Genomic DNA, 20,279 nt, shown 5'->3' with positions numbered 1-20,279 from the left:
TCATACGGCGCAAAGTGCCGGTTTTATTGACTTGAAGGTCAGCGAAAACCTGTCACGGAGGTCGATCGTTCCCCACGCTCTGCGTGGGAATGCAGCCCGGGACGCTCCGCGTCCCAAAAAGCGTGACGCAGAGCATCACAGGAGGCGTTACCACGCAGAGCGTGGGAACGATCAAAAACCTACGCAGACATCATTAACTTGTCGGGGTTTGCGCGGCGCCCCCCTCAAGCTTGCGCCACAACAACCGCACATTGGCCTTTCGCACCAGCGCGCAACGATATAGACGAATCTCCAGCGGCACATGCCATTGCGGGCCGCCGCAGACCACCAGCTCTCCCCGAGCCAGTTCGGCGCGCACGCTGAGCTGCGGCACCCAGGCAATGCCCAAACCTTCCAGTGCCATGCTTTTAAGGCTGTCGGCCATGGCAGTCTCATAGATAGTGGTGAAGCGTAGCGCACGCTGGCGCAGCAGCATGTTCACCGAGCGCCCGAGAAACGCACCGGCGCTGTAGGCCAGCAGCGGCACGCTGGCCTCGCCTTCCAGGTCGAACAGAGGCTTGCCGTCCGCGTCGGCCGCGCAGACCGGGAGCATCTCGGTGTGGCCGAGGTGCAGGGACGGAAAGATTTCCGGGTCCATCTGCATCGCGGCATCCGGGTCGTAGAACGCCAGCATCAGATCGCAACCACCTTCACGCAGCGCATGCACCGCATCACCGACGTTGGTTGCCACCAGGCGCGTCGCGATGTTCAGGCCTTCATTACGCAATTGCGCGATCCAGCGCGGAAAGAAACCCAAGGCTAGCGAGTGAGCCGCAGCGACTTGCATCACCTCGCCCTGCCCGCCTTCCAGGTGATGAAGGTGACGCAATACTTCACCGAGCTGCTCGACCACCGTCCGCGCGGTAACCAGAAACAGCTGCCCCGCCGCCGTCAGCTCGATCGGTGTGCGCGAGCGATTGACCAGTTGCAGCCCCAGCGCGGCTTCAAGGCTGCGGATTCGCCGACTGAACGCCGGCTGCGTTACGAAGCGTCTTTCGGCAGCCTGGGAGAAGCTGCGGGTGGCAGCCAGAGCACTAAAGTCCTCAAGCCATTTACTTTCAAGGTTCATCACGGCCTCCCGGACACGCACCAATTTAGGTCACACGCTCGCCGCAGACACGGCGTCACACCGGCATTATGCCGAATGTGCATAGGCTAGTGTTTAACAGCATTGGCCCAAAATTCTCCACAAGCCTAGCATTTGCAGTGTTCCGGCACAGACCGGGTCCCTATCGAGATGATTTCTATCATGTCCTCCGCTGCATCTTTCCGCACAGAAAAAGACCTGCTTGGCGTACTCGAAGTACCTGCTCAAGCGTATTACGGCATCCAGACCCTGCGAGCGGTGAACAACTTCCGTCTCTCCGGCGTTCCGATTTCGCATTACCCGAAGCTGGTTGTCGGCCTGGCAATGGTCAAGCAGGCCGCCGCTGACGCCAACCGCGAACTGGGTCACCTGAGCGAAGCCAAGCACGCTGCCATCAGCGAAGCCTGTGCACGTTTGATCCGCGGCGATTTCCACGAAGAGTTCGTGGTGGACATGATTCAAGGCGGCGCTGGCACTTCAACCAACATGAATGCCAACGAAGTCATCGCCAACATCGCGCTGGAGGCCATGGGTCACCAGAAGGGCGAATACCAATACTTGCACCCGAACAACGACGTGAACATGGCGCAGTCGACCAACGACGCCTACCCGACCGCGATCCGTCTGGGTCTGCTGTTGGGTCACGATGCGTTGCTGGCCAGCCTCGACAGCCTGATCCAGGCGTTCGCCGCCAAGGGCCAGGAATTCAGCCACGTATTGAAGATGGGCCGTACCCAACTGCAAGACGCCGTGCCGATGACCCTGGGTCAAGAATTCCGCGCCTTCGCCACGACCCTGAGCGAAGACCTGGCACGCCTCAAAACGCTGGCACCTGAACTGCTGACCGAAGTAAACCTGGGCGGCACCGCGATCGGCACCGGCATCAACGCCGACCCGCGTTACCAGCACCTGGCCGTTCAGCGCCTGGCTCTGATCAGCGGTCAACCGCTGGTTCCAGCTGCCGACCTGATCGAAGCCACCTCGGACATGGGCGCTTTCGTACTGTTCTCCGGCATGCTCAAGCGCACCGCGGTCAAGCTGTCGAAGATCTGCAACGACCTGCGCCTGCTCTCCAGCGGCCCACGCACCGGCATCAACGAAATCAACCTGCCGGCACGTCAGCCAGGCAGCTCGATCATGCCAGGCAAGGTCAACCCGGTCATCCCGGAAGCGGTTAACCAAGTGGCGTTCCAGATCATCGGCAACGACCTGGCCCTGACCATCGCGGCCGAAGGCGGCCAATTGCAACTGAACGTGATGGAGCCGCTGATCGCGTTCAAGATCTTCGACTCGATCCGCTTGCTGCAACGCGCCATGGACATGCTGCGCGAGCATTGCATCGTCGGCATCACCGCCAACGAAGAGCGCTGCCGCGAACTGGTCGAACACTCGATCGGTCTGGTCACTGCGCTGAACCCGTACATCGGCTATGAAAACGCCACCCGCATTGCCCGTATCGCGCTGGAAAGCGGCCGCGGCGTGCTGGAACTGGTGCGCGAAGAAGGCTTGCTCGACGACGAAATGCTCGCCGACATCCTGCGCCCGGAAAATATGATTGCTCCGCGTCTGGTGCCCCTGAAGGCTTAACCGAACGCAACGCCGGCGCTTGCTCTTTTAACGAAGAGCACGAAGCGCCACGCTCACCAGGTCGAGGGACTAGACACCTCTCACCTTTTGAGGGCTTGGGGATTTATTCCCCAAGCCCTTTTTTTTAACTCACGGGCAGGAAAAAAGACTTCTGTGGAAATGGGGCTCTCCCCCTCCCACACGAGCCTGACTTCAAAAAAGTCAGGTGTTTCAAAGGCTTCGATTCGTCGCTTGCACCACAACCGTGCAGACGGACGGCACGCTCATAGGTATAGTGCCGCCCCTCTTCGCGTGAGCGGTCGTCGGTAACGAGGCCCAAACCCATGCGAAACCCGAACTAATAACAACCCGCGATATGGAACCGGGACGAACCTTCGCCTCACCTGTTGTGCCACACGCAAGCCGGTGTAACGCGATGTTTCTGACCTCCAGCATTTGCCTACACAAAAAACAGCGAGGAAAAATCCATGCTCGAAGTCATCAACGACTTCCTCTCAGGGAAAGTACTGATCGTGCTCATTGTCGGGCTCGGTAGCTACTTCACGATCCGCTCGCGTTTCGTTCAATTGCGCCACTTCTTCCACATGTTCGCGGTGTTCCGCGACAGCCTGAAAAGCAGCGCCGGTCAACTCAGTTCGTTCCAGGCCTTGATGCTCAGCCTCGCCGGTCGCGTCGGTGCGGGTAACATCGCCGGTGTCGGTATCGCCGTGACCCTGGGTGGTCCGGGTGCGGTGTTCTGGATGTGGGTGACCGCGTTGGTCGGCATGTCCAGCAGCTTCTTCGAATGCTCCCTCGGCCAGCTCTACAAGCGCTGCGATTCCGACGGCACGTACCGTGGCGGCCCGTCCTATTACATCCAGCACGGCCTGCAAAAACGCTGGCTGGGCATGATCATGGCGTTCCTGTTGCTGATCACCTTCGGGTTTGCCTTCAACGGCCTGCAATCCCATGCCGTGACCCACTCGCTGAAAAACGCTTTCGACCTCGACCCCACCTGGACCGGCCTGGCCCTGGCGGTATTGTTGGGTCTGGTGTTCATCGGCGGGATCAAGCGCATTGCCAAGGTCGCTGACCTGTTGGTGCCGGTGAAAACCCTGGTGTACATCGGCGTGACCCTCTACGTGATCGTGCTGCAGTTCGATCACGTTCCAGCCATGCTGATAACCATCGTCAAAAGTGCCTTCGGTCTCGACCAGGCCTTTGGTGGCCTGATCGGCAGCGCCATCGTCATGGGCGTGAAGCGCGGCGTGTTCGCCAACGAAGCAGGCCTGGGCAGTGCGCCGAACGTGGCCGCAGTGGCGTCGGTCGAGCACCCGGTGGCACAAGGCGTGGTTCAGGCGTTCAGCGTGTTCCTCGACACCTTTGTGATCTGCACCTGCACCGCGTTGCTGATCCTGCTCTCGGGCTTCTACACCCCGGGCTTCGAAGGCGACGGCATTGCCCTGACCCAGAACTCGCTCGCTGCCGTAGTCGGTGACTGGGGCCGGAGCTTCATCTCCGTGGCCCTGTCGTTGTTCGTGTTCACCTCGATTCTCTACAACTACTACCTGGGCGAGAGCAACCTGCGCTTCCTGATCGGTGAAAACCGCAAGGCGCTGATCGGCTACCGCGCGCTGGTACTGGTGTTGATCTTCTGGGGTGCTATCGAAAACCTCGGCACGGTGTTCGCGTTCGCCGACATCACCATGACCCTGCTGGCGTTCGTGAACCTGATCGCGCTGTTCCTGCTGTTCAAAGTCGGCATGCGCATCCTGCGTGACTACGATGACCAACGCGCTGCCGGCATCAAGACGCCAGTGTTCGATTCGAGCAAGTTCCCGGATCTGGACCTGGACTTGAAAGCCTGGCCAGCCAATCCGCCCGCCGCCGCCAAGGCTGAAGCTGAGCCGCAAGGCGTACCCGCAGCGCAACGCTGATCGGTTAAAGTGCGCACAATCCCATGTGGGAGCGAGCCTGCTCGCGAAAGCAGTGTGTCAGTCGACATCAATGTTGAATGATCAACCGCATTCGTCGGAACGCCGCCCGGAGCCGGCTCGCTCCCACAGGGGAAGTCATTGATCTCGGAGAGTCTCCATGAATTCCTCGACCTATCCTGCCGCCCAGCACGTCATGGTGCTCTACACCGGTGGCACCATCGGCATGCAAGCCAGCGCTCACGGCCTGGCCCCGGCGTCCGGTTTCGAAGCGCGGATGCGCGAATATCTGCACAGCCAGCCTGACCTTGTCGTGCCGCAGTGGCGCTTTCGCGAGATGAGCCCGCTGATCGACAGCGCCAACATGAGCCCGGCTTACTGGCAGCAACTGCGTGAAGCAGTGGTTGACGCTGTCGATGTCCAGAGTTGCGACAGCGTGCTGATCCTGCACGGCACCGACACCCTCGCCTACAGCGCCGCCGCCATGAGCTTTCAGTTGCTCGACCTGCATGCACGTGTTGTGTTCACCGGCTCCATGCTGCCGGCCGGCGTAGCCGACAGCGATGCCTGGGAAAACCTCAGCGGTGCGCTGGTTGCTCTGGGCCAAGGCCTTGCGCCGGGCGTTCATTTGTACTTCCACGGCGAGCTGCTGGACCCGACTCGTTGCGCGAAGGTTCGCAGTTTCGGTCGTCATCCGTTCAAGCGACTGGAGCGTCAGGGCGGCGGCGTGAAAGCGACTTCGCTACCCGCGCAACTGAGCTACAACCAACAAAAACAATTGGCGAAAGTCGCTGTGCTGCCGTTGTTTCCTGGAATCGGCGCCGAGCTGCTCGATGGCGTGTTGAACAGCGGCATTCAGGGGTTGGTGCTGGAGTGCTACGGCAGCGGTACCGGGCCGAGCGATAACCCCGAGTTTCTCGCCAGCCTGGAACGGGCGCGGGACGAGGGTGTTGTGGTGGTCGCGGTTACGCAGTGCCATGAAGGCGGTGTTGAGCTGGATGTTTACGAGGCTGGCAGTCGCTTGCGTGGGGTTGGTGTGCTTTCGGGTGGCGGCATGACCCGTGAAGCGGCTTTCGGCAAGTTGCATGGGTTGCTCGGGGCCGGACTCGATACCGCTGAAGTGCGGCGCCTTGTAGAACTCGACCTCTGCGGCGAACTGAGCTGACACCCGATGATCGTTCCCACGCTCCCGCGTGGGAATGCAGCCCGTGACGCTCCGCGTCACTGGACGCGGAGCGTCCCTTGAGGCATTCCCACGCAGAGCGTGGGAACGATCATGATCAACAGCCTCGGCACATAACTTGCTCTTCTTCCAGCATTCAATGGCTGGAACACCCATGCTCCATTCCCACCTCACCACCCTCAACGCCGTCTCTCTGGTGCTCAACACCTTCAAGGCCGAAGGCCTGTCCAGCGAAGCACTGCTCGCGGGAAGCGGCATCAGTGCGGCGGATCTGAGCCGGGCGGACACGCGCATCACCACGAACCAGGAGATGCAGGTCTGCGCCAATGCCGTCGCCCTCAAACGCGATATCGGCCTGGAACTGGGCCGGCGGATGCACGTTTCGTCCTACGGCATGCTCGGTTATGCGCTGCTCACCAGTGCCACCTTCGGTGACGCTTTACGTCTGGCGATGCACTATCCGGCGCTGTTAGGAACACTTTTCGAACTGAGCCTTGTAGATGACGGCGAGCGTATCTGGTTCGTCGCCGCTGATTACCGGGAGAATCCGGCGCTGGCGGTATTCAATGCCGAGTTCTGTCTGGTGTCGTTGAAAGTCATCTGCGACGACCTGCTCGGCCATCCTCTGCCGTTGCTGGCGGCTCGCTTCGAACATGCCGCACCCGACTATGAGGCGACCTACGCCGAGCACTTCGACTGCCCGCTGCACTTCGATGCGCGGGACAATGCCTTCGCCTTCGATAAACGCTGGCTCGACCAACCGTTGCCACTGGCCGACGTCATCACCCATCAGGCCATAACTGAACGCTGTCGCAAGCAGAACACCGAGTTCACTGGCCGCCAGGCCTGGCTGGGGCGGATTCGCCAACTGCTCAGTACGCAATTGAATGCAGCGCCCGGCCTCGAAGGGTTGGCTGAACAGATGAATTGTTCGGCGCGAACCCTGCGCCGGCACCTCAAGGACCTGGGTTGCAGCTATCAGGAATTGCTCGATGAACTGAGGTTTGAGCAGGCCAAACAAATGTTGTGTGAAGACCAAATGCCTATCTACCGGATCGCCGAAGCGCTCGGCTTCAGCGAGACCGCGAGTTTCCGCCATGCGTTTGTGCGCTGGAGTGGCGTGGCACCCAGCCAATTCCGCCCCTGACTGATCGTTCCCACGCTCTGCGTGGGAATGCAGCCAGTGACGCTCTGCGTCACCGGGACGCAGAGCGTCCCAAGAGGCATTCCCACGCGGAGCATGGGAACGATCGGCTTGGGTACGCCCTACGCCGAGGCACCTTCGCGCCAATAAGGGGCGAATTTCGGTCAGATCTTTTGGCCATATCAATCCCCTTTTGGCCTTTCCTGCCGTTCTCCGAAACACCTCCTGCCGCAAGACTGTGTTCAACCGAATCAGCCTGCGGAGAACAAGAAATGCTGACGATCTACTCGGACGATCACCACCTGCACCACGGCCGTTGTGAATTGATAGACGGGCAACTCAAACCCTGCTTCGAAATGCCATCTCGGGCCGACCATGTGCTGCAACGCGTGCAGTACCGCGACCTCGGACCGGTCGAGGCGCCACAGGATTTCGGCCTCGACCCGATTGCGCGCATCCACAGCCGCGACTACCTCGACTTCTTCAAAGGCGCCTGGGCGCGCTGGACCGAATTCAATACCGATGGCGATTTGCTGCCCTACACCTGGCCGGCTCGCACGCTGCGCCGAATCATGCCCACCAGCCTGCACGGCCAGCTCGGCTTTTACAGCTTCGATGGCGGCGCACCGATTACCGCCGGCACCTGGCAGGCGGCGTACAGCGCGGCGCAAGTCGCGTTGACCGCACAAGCCGTCATTCAACGCGGCGCCCGCAGTGCCTTCGCTTTATGCCGTCCACCGGGACACCACGCGGCCAGCGATTTGATGGGCGGTTATTGCTACCTCAACAACGCCGCCATCGCCGCCCAGGCCTTCCTCGACCAGGGCCACAAGAAGGTCGCGATCCTCGACGTCGACTACCACCACGGCAACGGTACCCAATCGATTTTCTATGAGCGCAGCGACGTGCTGTTCACCTCGATCCACGGTCATCCGGAAGCCGAGTTCCCATTCTTCCTCGGCTATGACGATGAGCTCGGCGAGGGGGCCGGCGAAGGCTTCAACTTCAACTACCCTTTGCCGGCTGGCAGCGGCTGGGACAGTTGGAGCGCTGCGCTGGAACAAGCCTGCAAAGAGATCGAAAAATACGGCGCCGATATCATCGTCGTCTCCCTGGGCGTCGATACGTTCAAGGACGATCCCATCTCCCAATTCAAGCTCGACAGCCCGGATTACCTGGCAATGGGCGCGCGCATCGCGGGCCTCGGCAAGCCGACGCTCTTCGTGATGGAAGGCGGCTACGCGGTTGAAGAAATCGGCATCAATGCCGTGAACGTTCTCGAAGGTTTTGAAAGCGCCCAATGAGGAATTAGAAGAATGAACAGACTCAAGCGTTTTATCGTTCCAGCCCTGAGTGCCATGGTGCTCAGTGGAGCTGCACACGCTGAAGAGCGAACGTTGCGCGTCTACAACTGGTTCGACTACATCACCCCCAAAGCGCTGGAAGACTTCAAGGCCCAGAACACCCAGACCAAACTGGTCTACGACATCTTCGACACTAACGAAGCGCTGGAGGCCAAGTTGCTGACCGGCAACTCCGGCTACGACGTGGTCGTGCCGTCCAACGTGTTCCTCGCCAAACAGATCGAGGCCGGCGTGTTCCAGCCGCTTGATCGCAGCAAGCTGCCGAACTGGAACCACCTCGATCCCAAGCTGATGAAGCTGATCGAAGCCAACGATCCAGGCAACAAATTTGCCGTGCCGTACATGTACGGGACCATCCTGATCGGCTTCAACCCCGACAAGATCAAGGCCGCATTGGGTGACAACGCACCGGTGGACAGCTGGGACCTGATCTTCAAGGAGGAGAACATCAGCAAGCTCAAGCAGTGCGGCGTGGCCCTGCTCGACTCGCCTTCGGAGATTCTGCCTCTGGCCCTGCAACACCTCGGCCTGGACCCCAACAGCAAGAAGCCTGCGGATTACGAAAAGGCAGAAGCGCTGTTGATGAAGATTCGTCCGTACGTCACCTACTTCCATTCTTCGAAGTACATGGCCGACATCGCCAACGGTGACATCTGCGTCGCCGTCGGTTACTCCGGCAGCTTCTCCCAGGCCGCCAACCGCGCCAAGGAAGCCAAGAACGGCGTGATCGTCGACATGCGCCTGCCGAAAGAAGGCGCGCCAATCTGGTTCGACATGCTCTCGATCCCCAAAGGCGCGAAGAATCCGGAAGACGCCTACACCTTCATCAACTACTTGCTGCAGCCCCAGGTGATCGCGCCGGTCAGCGACTTCGTCGGCTACCCGAACCCGAACAAGGACGCCACGGAAATGGTCGATCCGGCGATTCGCAACAACCCGAACCTGTACCCGACCGAAACGGCGATGGGCACGCTCTACACCCTGCAACCGCTGCCGCGCGATGCTGAACGTGCGCGGACCAGGGCCTGGACCAAGATCAAGTCCGGGACCTGACACCTGTCCTTGACCTCAGGGACGCCAAGCCTTTTGCAATCGCCCGAGCGCTGCGATGATCGCCGCCTCGGGCACCGCCGCGAAGCCCAGCACCAGCCCGGCGCGTTGATCCACAGTGTTTCTCGAATCCGGTAGCCAGTAACCGCTCAGGCCATTGATCTCGACATCGACGCTGGCGGCGGCTTCGATCAGTTCGCGTTCGCGGGCCTCAGTATCGACCGCCACCGTCAGGTGCAGCCCTGCCGCCACGCTCGGCAAGCTGCCAACCCCGGGAATGTCCGAGGGCCAGTTGGCCAGAAGCGTATTGCGACGACTCAACGCGGCGCGGCGCATGCGGCGGATGTGTCGCTGAAAATGCCCGGCCGCCATGAACTCGGCCATGACGGCCTGGGTGCTCACCTCGGAGTGGCGCACATCGACCGCACGACGCTGGGCGAAAGCGTCTACCAATGCCGGTGGCAGCACCAGATAGCCCAGACGCAATGCCGGGAATGCCACTTTGCCGAAAGTGCCGACATACAAGACCCGTCCGTGACGATCGAGCGCCGCCAACGGTGCCAGCGGCGCGCCGCTGTAACGATATTCGCCATCGTAATCATCCTCGACGATCCAACCCTCGGTGCGCTCGGCCCAGGCCAACAACTCCAGCCGCCGTGCCAGACTCATCACCACGCCGGTCGGGTACTGATGCGAGGGTGTGACATACGCCAGATGACAATCGTTGAGCGCATTCAATGCGGTGCAGTCGATACCCTCACTGTCCACCGCTACCCCATGCAATTGGGCACCCGCCACGGCGAACGCATGTCCCGCCGCGCGGTAACCGGGATTCTCGATCGCCACCCCATCGCCCGGCTCCACCAGCAGCTGTGCACAAAGGCTGATTCCCTGTTGCGCGCCACTGGTGATCACTATTTGTTCAGCGGTGCATTGCATGCCTCGCGAACTGCGCAAATACGCGGCTATCAGATCGCGTAATCGCGCATCGCCTGCTGGATCGCCGTAACACAACTGTTGGAGATCCGGTTTACGCCAGAAAGCCGCATTCAGCTTGGCCCAGACCTCGAACGGGAACAGATCGAAAGCCGGAACACCCACCCGAAATGCGCGGGGCGGACCGACGGGAGGCAGGGCTAAATGGTTCCTTTCAACGCGCCCCAATGCACCGCTGTGGATAACTTTGCTGGATAAAATCACAGGTAAATTCAGCCAATTTGTGGATAAGGCTGTGGGTAACCCTGTTGACAACCCTGTGGATACTTTTGTGGATAGTTTTTTCGCCACCAACGCCGCTTGAGGCAATTGCGCGACATACGTCCCATCACCGACACGCCCTTCAATAAAGCCCTCGGCGTAGAGCTGATCGTAGGCACGGACCACGCTGTTTCGGGAAATTGACAACGCCGCCGCCAGATCGCGACTGGCGGGTAATCGCGTACCGCTGGCCAGCCTTCCGTCGAGCACTCGCACTCGTAGCGCTTGATAGAGCTGACGACTCAAACCCTGGCGGCGATCGAGTTCGATACCCGCAGGGTTGAATGACAAGGACAGTGGCTCGCTGGTCATGGCAATGGACCTATGAAATTGGTCGTTAATGGCTCTTACAACAGACCAATAGCCTGCCTAGGATGCAGACATTCGCCAAGGAAAATCTCCATGTACACGCCAAGCAGCTTTGCTATAGATGATTTGCATGAACTGCACCAGCAGATACTTGGCACCCGCCTCGCTATGTTGGTCACACACGGGGAACAAGGTCTGCAAGCCAGCCATTTACCCTTGCTGTTGAGTTCAGACCAGGGCCCGAATGGCACCCTTTACGGTCACTTTGCCAAGGCCAATCCACAGTGGAAGGCATTGCAGAACGGCGCCGAAGCCCTGGTGATTTTTGCTGGTGCCGACGCTTACGTCAGCCCGGGGTTTTACCCAAGCAAAGCCGAGCACGGCAAAGTGGTGCCGACCTGGAACTACGTCGCCGTGCACGCGTATGGCACGGCCGAAGTGTTCACTGACGCGGATCGCTTGCGCAATCTGGTCAGCGCCCTGACTGATCGTCATGAAGCAGGTCGCGCCAGTCCATGGAAAGTCGCCGATGCCCCCGCCGACTACATTGATGGGATGCTCAAGGCCATCGTCGGTTTTGCCTTGCCGATCCAGCGCCTGGAAGGCAAACGCAAGCTCAGCCAGAACCGTAACGCTGCAGACATCGCCGGTGTGCGCGAGGGGCTTGCCGCCAGCCCTGATGTGCACGACCAGGCCCTCGCCCACTTGATGCGTTAAGGAACGAACATGAGTCAGATCGACATCCGCCAGGTCACCGCCGACGACCACACCGCCTGGTTGCCTTTGTGGCAAGCGTACCTGCGCTTCTACAACACCGAACTGCCTGAGGCCGTCACCCACAGCACCTGGCAGCGCCTGCTCGACCCGAGCGAACCGACCCATGCCGCACTGGCCTGGGCCGACGGCCAAGCGGTGGGCATGGTGCACTTCATCTACCATCGTTCGAACTGGAGCATCGAAAACTCCTGCTACCTGCAAGACTTGCTGGTAGTGCCGGAAACTCGCGGCACCGGCGTCGGCCGACAGCTGATCGAATTCGTCTACGCCACCGCCAAAGAGGACGGTTGCTGCAAGGTCCACTGGCTGACCCACGAAACCAATGCCACTGCGATTCAGCTTTATGAGCGCATCGCCGAACGCCCAGGTTTCATCCAGTTTCGAAAAGCCATTTAAGGTTCAAGGAGAACAACATGTTGACTTCACTCGCCGACTGGAAAGGCGTCCCGGCACCGTCGGTGCAAACCCTCGAAGGGCGCTTCATCCGCCTGGAGAAACTTGACCCGACGCGTCATGCCGACGGTTTGTGGAAGGCCCTGCAAGGACCGGGTTCCGACCCGAAACTCTGGGACTATTTGCCTTACGGTCCTTTTCCGGAGCGCAGCGCGTTCAACGATTGGCTGAACAATCATGCGGCCAATAGCGACCCGTATTTCTTCAGCGTGATCGACCGAGCCAGCGGCGATGTGCAGGGCATCCTCAGTTTGATGTCGATCGTCCCTTCACAAGGCCGGATCGAAATCGGCCATGTCACGTTCGGTGCGCCGATGCAGCGCTCGCCGAAAAGCACCGAGGCGATTTATCTGCTCGCCAAAGAGTCGTTTGCCTTGGGTTACCGGCGTCTGGAGTGGAAGTGCAACAACGGCAACGCCCGCTCCAAGTACGCAGCCGAACGACTGGGGTTCAGTTTTGAAGGCGTGTTCCGCCAGCACATGGTGGTCAAGGGTCAGAACCGGGATACGGCGTGGTATTCGATTCTGGATTCGGAATGGCCGGCGATTGGGGCAGGGTTTCAGCGCTGGCTGTCCGATGAGAACCAGACGGATTCGGGGCAGGTGAAAACCCTGACCGAGTGCCGCACCTGACGATCGTTCCCACGCTCTGCGTGGGAATGCCGCCATGGACGCTCCGCGTCCGCCACGGAATGCGACGCAGAGCGTCGCGGGATGCATTCCCACGCGGAGCGTGGGAACGATCTTTTAGGCGAGTTTCTGGGCCAACACGGCGATGTGCTCCGGCCCGATACCGCAGCAACCACCCAAATGACTGGCGCCGCGTTCTTTCCAATCAGCCGCCCACTGCAAATAACCCGGCGGATCAAGGTCTTCACGCAACGGGTCCAGACCGTCATTGGCCGTGGCCTCTTTCGGTTGCGGCGGGAAGGCATTGGCGTAGGCGCCGATGTGAATTTTCACACCCAAACGTTCGAAGGTTTCCCGCGCGGCATCAATCGCAGCACCGATCACTTCCGGCTGGCTGCAGTTGAACAGCAACGTCTCGACGCCCAGCTCAGCCGCCACGGCTGCGGCGTCAGCCACCGGCTCACCCGAACGCAAGCGCGGCACTTCGTCCGTGTCCTCATCCTTCAAAGTAAACGACAGCCAGAACGGTTTTCCATCCTTCGGCAGACCTGCATGGATCGCCCGTGCCTCAACGATCGAGCTCTGGGTTTCCGCCAGCCATAGATCGACATGAGGTGCCAGACCCTTCACCAGCGGCGCCAACAATTCAGTCGCCCGAGCAGCGTCGAAAAGGTCCGGACGGTAGGAACCAAACAGCGGCGGCAATGAACCGGCCACACGCACAGCTTTGCCCGAAGCCTCTACAGCGCGCCGAGCCAGCTCACCGGCCAACGTCGCGAGCGCCTGCCCTTCTGCCGCAAAACGTTCTTCGCCAATGTGAAACGGCACCACCGCGTAACTGTTGCTGGTGATCACGTTCGCACCGCTTTCGATATAAGCAACGTGCACCGCCTCTACCGCTTGCGGCGCTTCGCTCAAGGCCAGAGCCGACCACTCGGGCTGTCTGAACGGCGCGCCTCGGCGTTGCAGCTCACGACCCATCCCACCATCCAGAATTACTGTGCTTGCTGCGCCCATATGCTTTTCACTCATAAGCTTATGAAAATAACTCACTACCAGAGTCGTTCTTATAACTATTTAATACGCACCATCCGGTTAATAACAACCTCTTTTTTATCAGGGATCGACTGTGAAATTCCAACCACTACTGGCCCTGGGCCTGACGATTCTGGCTGCCTCTACCCAAGCCTTTGGCGGCGCCACGCTGGATCGCGTCGAAAAAAAGAAAGAGCTCGTGGGCGTGTTGATGGAAAGCTATCCACCCTTCTCGTTCCTCAATGATCAGAACCAGCTCGATGGATTCGACGTCGACGTGGCCAAGGCCGTGGCAGACAAACTGGGCGTCAAACTGCGCCTTGAAACCCCGTCCTGGGACGTGATCGCCGCCGGCCGCTGGAGTGGGCGCTACGACATCTGCATCTGCTCCATGACCCCGAGCAAGGCCCGCGCCGAGGTCTTCGACTTCCCGGTCGAGTACTACGCCTCGCCAGCGGTGATCGTGGTCAACGCCAAGGACGACAGCATCCACAGCGCCAAAGACCTGAGCGGCAAGAAAGTCGGCCTCACCAGCGCCTCCAGCTATGAAAGCTACCTGAACAAGAACCTGGTGATCGAAGGCGCCGAAGACACTCAATTGCAGTACCCGTTCGAAGACGTGCAGATCGCGCCGTATGACACCGACAATGTCGCCTTCCAGGACCTCGGCCTGGGCGCTGGCGTTCGACTGGACGCGATCCTCACCAATCTTGTCACCGCCCAACCGCGCCTGACCGAAGACAAACGCTTCAAGCTCGCCGGCGAGCCGCTGTACTCGGAGCCAAACTCGGTGGCCATTGAAAAAGGCGACGCCCAGTGGGACGCCAAAGTGCGTGACGTCTTCGCTCAGCTGAAACAGGACGGCACCCTGAGCAAGCTTTCGCAAAAATGGATCGGTGCCGACATCAGTCAATGACTTCTTTCCCAAAACCTCCCCAGCCGCCGCAACCGGTGGCTGAGTCGCGACTGCAACGGATCTTCGGTTTCCGCACGCGGCTGTACCTGACCTGGGCAGCGATGCTCGGATTGTTCGCCAGTTTCTTCCTGAGCTTCGACCTGAAGTTCTCGATCATCCTCGACAAACTGCCGAACCTGATCGGTCTGCACCTGAAGCCCAACGGCTTCCTGCAGGGCGCGGCGCTGACGCTGTTTCTGTGCCTGTGTTCGATCGTGACCTCCTCGCTGCTGGGCTTCATCACCGCCCTGGCGCGGCTGTCGAAAAGCGCCGTCGCCTTCGGAATTGCGAGCTTCTATGCCTCGTTCTTTCGTGGCACACCGCTACTGATCCAGATCCTGCTGATCTACCTCGGCCTGCCACAACTCGGCATCGTGCCCGGCGCCATCGCCGCCGGCATCATTGCCCTGTCGCTGAACTACGGCGCTTACCTCAGCGAAATTTTCCGAGCCGGCATCCTTGGCGTCCCCCACGGCCAACGCGAAGCGTCCCTGGCCCTGGGTATGCGCGAAACAGTGATCTTCTGGCGCGTCACCCTGCCCCAGGCCATGCGCACCATCATCCCGCCGACCACCAACCAGTTCATCTCGATGCTCAAAGACTCGTCGCTGATCTCGGTGATGGGGGTTTGGGAGGTTATGTTTTTGGCGCAATCGTATGGGCGCTCGAGCTATCGCTACATCGAGATGCTGACGACGGCAGCGGTGATTTATTGGGTGATGTCGATTGGGTTGGAGCTGATTCAGGCGAGGATGGAGCGGCATTATGGGAAGGCGTATTTACAACGCAGCTAGGGCCTACGGCCGGTTGATGGGGCAGTGGCAGATGAGTTTCTGGTTTTGCGATAGCCGGCGGTGTCTCGACTAGTTGTAAGAAAGCTCGTCAGCTCGAGCGGCTAAAAACCGCTGCACTCAAGCGGGTGGCGATTTTCTACACGACGATATGACACCGCCTGCAAACCTGCCGGAACCGGCTGACATCGGCACTGAAGTGCTCTCTTTAGAGTTTGGCCTCTTGTTTACAGAGGCTGAACTCGATGTCCATTCAACATACATTTCGCCCACAACACTTGACGTTGGCCATTGCGCTTGCGCTCGGCTGCAATGAATTTACCAACGCCCAACAACTTCCAGATCAAGATGAGACGATGAGCCTTGCCGAGGAAACCCGGCAGTCTGATTCTGTGCTGGACCCACTTATCCGGCTTCGAACGTTCAACGACGCGGCCAGTACTTTCAAGAGGGAGATCGATACGCCTCAGCCCGCACTACGGGGCGTTTCTGTGAAACCAGATGACAGTGATGACCTCATCATCGTCAAGAATGGTGGCAGCTTCGAAGGTCGAGTCGAGGGCGGCAAAGGAACCAACGTCATACACCTTATTGGCACTGATGGCGGCAAGTTGGGGAATACCCGTAACTTCGACGGCCTGTACGTTTCGCAGGGATCGTGGACGCTGACCAGTACCGGAGACTTCAAAGAGGGGGTGGCTGTTTTGAATAACGGCATCCTGACCAATGACGGCAAAATCAAAGGCGGGGCAATTGCAGCCGGGAAGCTCTTCAACAATGGCGACATAAAGGGGATTGTCACCGTTGAGGATGGCGGCACTTTTGCGGGCAAAGGCACTGTCGGTGGGCTGAATGTTATGGGCCAGCTCAGCGTCGATAGATTGCAAGGTGCCCCAAGGGTCAAAGGCAACTTGAACCTTTCCAGCACTGGCGTACTTGCCTACGAGGTCTCCCCCGATGGCCGTGGAGAGACGATCAAGGTCGACGGCACAGCCAGCATCGGAGAGGCAACACTGAAAGTTATTTCGGCGCCGGGAGATTATCCGCAAAGCAGTGAGTACACGATCATCGAGGCCAAAGAGGTGAAAGGCGAGTTTGGCAAAATCGTCAACGAGCTGGCATTCATGACAGCTACGCCCCATTACGGCAAAAAAACCGTCGGGCTGACCTATGCACGTAACGACGTACCTCTCGATGACGCCGCAATCAGCGAAAACGGACGGGAACTCGCCCAAAGCATCGAAGAGCCGAAGGACATACCGCAAGCACAGACTCCATCTGGCAATACGCCCCCCGTCGCTGAAGCTCTGACTCCGCCAGCAAGCACTGACACAGCTGCTGCAGCGGCGATGCCGACAACTGATGCCGAGGCCCCCTTGACGGCCTCAACTCCATCCAACACCGCAGAACCCTTGGCTGCACAAGCAAGCACCGACGCAGCCGCTGTAGCGGTTATGCCAACAACTGATGCCGATGCACCCTCGACGGCCTCAACTCCATCCAACACCGCCGAAGCTTTGACTCCACCAGCAAGCGCCGACACAGCCGTCACGCCGACAAATATCGCCGAAATACCCTCGACAACCACGACGCCCACCGTAGTCGCTGATACGGCAGTCACCGCCTCAGCTCCAGCAACAGCAGCAAATCCGCCCCCCTCGCCAGCAACCCCCTCCACACCCACAAACGCCGCCATCGCCGCCCTCCTTGGTGCCGATAAACAAACTGCATCTCATGCAATCGAGCAACTGGCCGGCAGCAACAACGCCAACCTCGCGAAGGCAACCCTCAACAGCGACAGTCCAATCAGCGCAACCATGCTATCGGCCATGCGCCAACTGGACAGCGCAGCAGGCTTCGGCAATCAGAAAAATGCGCCACGTGTGGCCGCCGGCAGCGAACAAAACAGCAGAGTCTGGCTGCAAGCACTGGGTCACGGCGGAACACTGGATCGCGATTACGACGCCCTCAAGTATTCCACCCAAGGATTGGTTCTGGGCGCAGATTGGGGCCTCGATGAGGAATGGCACATCGGCGTGGTGGGCGGTAAATCCGACACTCGTCTGGACAGCCGCGGCCTCGATGGCGACCTCGACAGCTGGCACTTGGGCGCCTATGCCCTGCGTCAGAATGGGCCAATGTCGTTGCGACTGGGCGCGACCTACAGCAGTCACGACGGCAGCACTAAACGCCGGGTTGCCTTCAATGGTTTCAGCGACCGCCCCGAAGGCCGTTACGATGCCAACACCCAGCAGGCCTTTGCGGAATTGGGTTACAACCTGGGCCGGGCGAACGTCAGCATCGAACCGTTTGCCAGCCTGGGCTACCAACGCTATCAGCGCGACAGTTACACGGAAAAAGGTGGCGCTGCGGCGCTGAAGGTACACAGTCAAACGCAGAACAATTTGAACAGCACATTCGGCCTGCGGGTGGCGAAGCTCAACACTCTGGATAACGGCATGCAACTGACGCCACGGTTCAGTGCCGGCTGGAAACACACTTACGGGGACGTCTACAGCGATACCCGCCAACGATTGGTTACGGGCGGAAAAAACTTCACCGTTTCCGGTGCGCCGCTGGATCGTGACAGTCTGCTGGTCGATGCAGGGCTGGACCTTGGATTGTCAGCAAAACACACCCTGGGCGTCGGTCTCACTGGCGAGATCGGCACCGACAGCCGAAACCATGGCGTAACGGGTCAATGGCGGATGGCGTTCTGATGAACCCACGCCAATCTCACTGACTCGACTCGATACCTGTGGGATCGCCGCACCGCCGCTCCCACATTTGATCGGAGGCGTTTTCAGGGAAGCGTTTCACCCTGAATTCCGGGCAAAAAAAAGGGGAGCACATGCCCCCCGAGGTTTAAAGCGGTATATCGAGGCTGTTAACTCAGCCTTCGATCTCGATCAGGATTTCGCCCGGGTTCACCCGGTCGCCCTTGGCCACGTGGATGGCGGTGACTTTGCCGGCGATGGCCGATTGGACTTCGGTTTCCATCTTCATCGCTTCGGTGATCAGCACGGCCTGGCCGGCTTTCACGGTGTCGCCTTCCTTGACCAGCACGTCGACGATGTTGCCCGGCATGGTGGTGCTGACGTGGCCCGGCGCAGTGGCTTGCTTGCGCTTGCTGCTACCGCCGCTGACGAATTCGTTGAGCGGTTCGAACACCACTTCTTCCGGCATGCCGTCGATAGACAGGTAGAAGTGACGCTTGCCTTCAGCCTTGACACCGACACCCGTGATGTCGACGCGGTAGGTTTCGCCGTGGACGTCGATGACGAACTCGGTCGGCACGCCTTCGCCACCGGCTGAGGCCACACCGCCCGCCTCAGGAATCGGCAGCAGCACTTCTGGAGTCAGGGTGCCGGCGGCGCGTTCTTCGAGGAACTTGCGACCAATGTCCGGGAACATGGCGTAGGTCAACACGTCTTCTTCAGACTTGGCCACCGTGCCGATTTCGCCACGCAGTTTGGTCATTTCCGGCTTGAGCAGGTCGGCCGGACGCACGTCGATCACTTCTTCGCTGCCGATAGCCTGGCGACGCAGTTTTTCGTTCACGGTACCCGGCGCCTTGCCGTAGCCGCCCTGCAAGTAAAGCTTCACTTCGTTGGTGATGGTCTTGTAGCGCTCGCCGGCCAGCACGTTGAAGAACGCCTGGGTGCCGACGATCTGCGAGGTCGGGGTCACCAGCGGAGGGAAGCCGAGGTCTTCACGAACGCGCGGAATTTCGGCCAGCACTTCGGCCATGCGGTTCAGAGCGCCCTGCTCTTTCAGCTGGTTGGCCAGGTTGGAAATCATCCCGCCCGGGACCTGGTTGACTTGAACGCGGGTGTCGACGGCGGTGAACTCGCTTTCGAACTGGTGGTACTTCTTGCGCACGGCGTAGAAGTACAGGCCGATCTCTTGCAGCAGTTCCAGGTTCAGGCCGGTATCGAACTCGCTGCCTTTAAGGGCAGCGACCATCGATTCGGTGCCTGGGTGGCTGGTACCCGAGGCGAAGCTGGAGATCGCGGTGTCGATGTGGTCGGCACCGTTTTCGATGGCCTTGAGTTGGCACATGGTGGCCATGCCAGCGGTGTCGTGCGAGTGAATAAACACCGGCAGGGACTGCTCGGCTTTCAATGCCTTGACCAGTTCGCCAGTGGCGTACGGCGTCAGCAGACCGGCCATGTCCTTGATCGCCACCGAGTCGCAACCCATGGCTTCCATTTGCCTGGCTTGCGCCACGAACGCATCGATGGTGTGCACCGGGCTGGTGGTGTAGGCGATGGTGCCCTGGGCGTGTTTGCCAGCAGCTTTCACCGCTTCGATGGCCACTCGCAGGTTTCGCACGTCGTTCATGGCGTCGAAGATGCGGAACACATCGATGCCATTGACGGCGGCTTTGGCGACGAAGGCTTTGACCACGTCATCGCTGTAGTGGCGGTAGCCCAGCAGGTTCTGGCCACGCAGGAGCATCTGCAGGCGAGTGTTAGGCAACGCGGCGCGCAGTTGGCGCAGGCGCTCCCACGGGTCTTCTTTGAGGAAGCGTACGCAGGCGTCGAAGGTCGCGCCGCCCCAGACTTCCAGTGACCAGTAGCCGACTTTGTCGAGTTTGTCGCAGATCGGCAGCATGTCTTCGGTGCGCATGCGGGTCGCGAGCAGCGATTGGTGGGCGTCGCGCAGGATTGTGTCGGTAACGTAGATTTGTTTGCTCATTGTTC

16 protein-coding genes are annotated in these 20,279 nt (G+C 59.8%); 12 read left to right on the top strand and 4 right to left on the bottom strand.

Going from position 1 to position 20,279, the window contains the following annotated elements:
* Window positions 1-193 precede the first annotated feature (193 nt).
* Window positions 194-1,108 (bottom strand): LysR substrate-binding domain-containing protein, encoded by a 915-nt coding sequence (locus tag ACYZT5_RS24925; RefSeq protein WP_462047843.1) that lies wholly within the window; start codon window positions 1,106-1,108, stop codon window positions 194-196.
* A 180-nt stretch (window positions 1,109-1,288) separates the two neighbouring features.
* Between ACYZT5_RS24925 and aspA the strand changes: the two genes are divergently transcribed.
* From aspA to ACYZT5_RS24895, 6 genes are all read left to right on the top strand, one after another.
* Window positions 1,289-2,713, top strand: coding sequence for an aspartate ammonia-lyase (gene aspA / locus ACYZT5_RS24920; RefSeq protein WP_201184599.1), 1,425 nt, complete (start codon window positions 1,289-1,291; stop codon window positions 2,711-2,713).
* 467 nt (window positions 2,714-3,180) lie between these two features.
* Window positions 3,181-4,629 (top strand): alanine/glycine:cation symporter family protein, encoded by a 1,449-nt coding sequence (locus ACYZT5_RS24915; protein WP_462047842.1) that lies wholly within the window; start codon window positions 3,181-3,183, stop codon window positions 4,627-4,629.
* 157 nt (window positions 4,630-4,786) lie between these two features.
* Window positions 4,787-5,791, top strand: a complete 1,005-nt coding sequence (locus tag ACYZT5_RS24910) for an asparaginase (protein ID WP_462047841.1) — start codon at window positions 4,787-4,789, stop codon at window positions 5,789-5,791.
* 172 nt (window positions 5,792-5,963) lie between these two features.
* Complete coding sequence (locus tag ACYZT5_RS24905) at window positions 5,964-6,956, top strand: AraC family transcriptional regulator (protein WP_462047840.1); 993 nt, start codon at window positions 5,964-5,966, stop codon at window positions 6,954-6,956.
* A gap of 269 nt (window positions 6,957-7,225) precedes the next feature.
* Window positions 7,226-8,257, top strand: a complete 1,032-nt coding sequence (locus ACYZT5_RS24900; RefSeq protein ID WP_462047839.1) for a histone deacetylase family protein — start codon at window positions 7,226-7,228, stop codon at window positions 8,255-8,257.
* 12 nt (window positions 8,258-8,269) lie between these two features.
* Window positions 8,270-9,370, top strand: a complete 1,101-nt coding sequence (locus ACYZT5_RS24895) for a polyamine ABC transporter substrate-binding protein (RefSeq protein WP_462047838.1) — start codon at window positions 8,270-8,272, stop codon at window positions 9,368-9,370.
* 15 nt (window positions 9,371-9,385) lie between these two features.
* On the opposite strand, the gene pdxR is transcribed toward ACYZT5_RS24895, so the two are convergent.
* Window positions 9,386-10,936, bottom strand: coding sequence for a MocR-like pyridoxine biosynthesis transcription factor PdxR (gene pdxR / locus ACYZT5_RS24890; RefSeq protein ID WP_462047837.1), 1,551 nt, complete (start codon window positions 10,934-10,936; stop codon window positions 9,386-9,388).
* Window positions 10,937-11,026: 90 nt separating this feature from the next.
* Between pdxR and ACYZT5_RS24885 the strand changes: the two genes are divergently transcribed.
* From ACYZT5_RS24885 to ACYZT5_RS24875, 3 genes are read left to right on the top strand one after another with little or no spacing between them, the layout of a single operon-like run.
* Complete coding sequence (locus ACYZT5_RS24885) at window positions 11,027-11,650, top strand: FMN-binding negative transcriptional regulator (RefSeq protein ID WP_462047836.1); 624 nt, start codon at window positions 11,027-11,029, stop codon at window positions 11,648-11,650.
* A 9-nt stretch (window positions 11,651-11,659) separates the two neighbouring features.
* Window positions 11,660-12,106 (top strand): GNAT family N-acetyltransferase, encoded by a 447-nt coding sequence (locus ACYZT5_RS24880; protein ID WP_462047835.1) that lies wholly within the window; start codon window positions 11,660-11,662, stop codon window positions 12,104-12,106.
* A gap of 17 nt (window positions 12,107-12,123) precedes the next feature.
* Window positions 12,124-12,795, top strand: coding sequence for a GNAT family N-acetyltransferase (locus tag ACYZT5_RS24875; protein WP_462047834.1), 672 nt, complete (start codon window positions 12,124-12,126; stop codon window positions 12,793-12,795).
* Between the two features lie 114 nt (window positions 12,796-12,909).
* Here the strand turns inward: ACYZT5_RS24875 and ACYZT5_RS24870 are convergent, their stop codons facing one another.
* Window positions 12,910-13,809: a homocysteine S-methyltransferase family protein gene (locus tag ACYZT5_RS24870; protein WP_462047833.1), complete on the bottom strand. Its 900-nt coding sequence runs from the start codon at window positions 13,807-13,809 to the stop codon at window positions 12,910-12,912.
* Window positions 13,810-13,921: 112 nt separating this feature from the next.
* On the opposite strand from ACYZT5_RS24870, the gene ACYZT5_RS24865 reads away from it, so the two are divergent.
* The 3 genes from ACYZT5_RS24865 to ACYZT5_RS24855 all read left to right on the top strand — a co-directional run bounded on the left by ACYZT5_RS24865 (window position 13,922) and on the right by ACYZT5_RS24855 (window position 18,293).
* Window positions 13,922-14,743, top strand: a complete 822-nt coding sequence (locus ACYZT5_RS24865; protein WP_462047832.1) for an ABC transporter substrate-binding protein — start codon at window positions 13,922-13,924, stop codon at window positions 14,741-14,743.
* Complete coding sequence (locus ACYZT5_RS24860) at window positions 14,740-15,576, top strand: amino acid ABC transporter permease (RefSeq protein ID WP_462047831.1); 837 nt, start codon at window positions 14,740-14,742, stop codon at window positions 15,574-15,576. The genes ACYZT5_RS24865 and ACYZT5_RS24860 overlap by 4 nt, the downstream gene beginning before the upstream one ends.
* A 242-nt stretch (window positions 15,577-15,818) precedes the next feature.
* Window positions 15,819-18,293, top strand: coding sequence for an autotransporter outer membrane beta-barrel domain-containing protein (locus ACYZT5_RS24855; RefSeq protein ID WP_462047830.1), 2,475 nt, complete (start codon window positions 15,819-15,821; stop codon window positions 18,291-18,293).
* A 172-nt stretch (window positions 18,294-18,465) separates the two neighbouring features.
* Here ACYZT5_RS24855 and oadA read toward each other — a convergent pair whose 3' ends face one another.
* Window positions 18,466-20,274 (bottom strand): sodium-extruding oxaloacetate decarboxylase subunit alpha, encoded by a 1,809-nt coding sequence (gene oadA / locus ACYZT5_RS24850; RefSeq protein ID WP_462047829.1) that lies wholly within the window; start codon window positions 20,272-20,274, stop codon window positions 18,466-18,468.
* Window positions 20,275-20,279 lie beyond the last annotated feature (5 nt).

The organism is Pseudomonas sp. LB3P14, from assembly GCF_054898045.1.
Note: the sequence above shows the minus strand (reverse complement) of the source record. Positions and strands in the feature narration are given on the sequence as shown.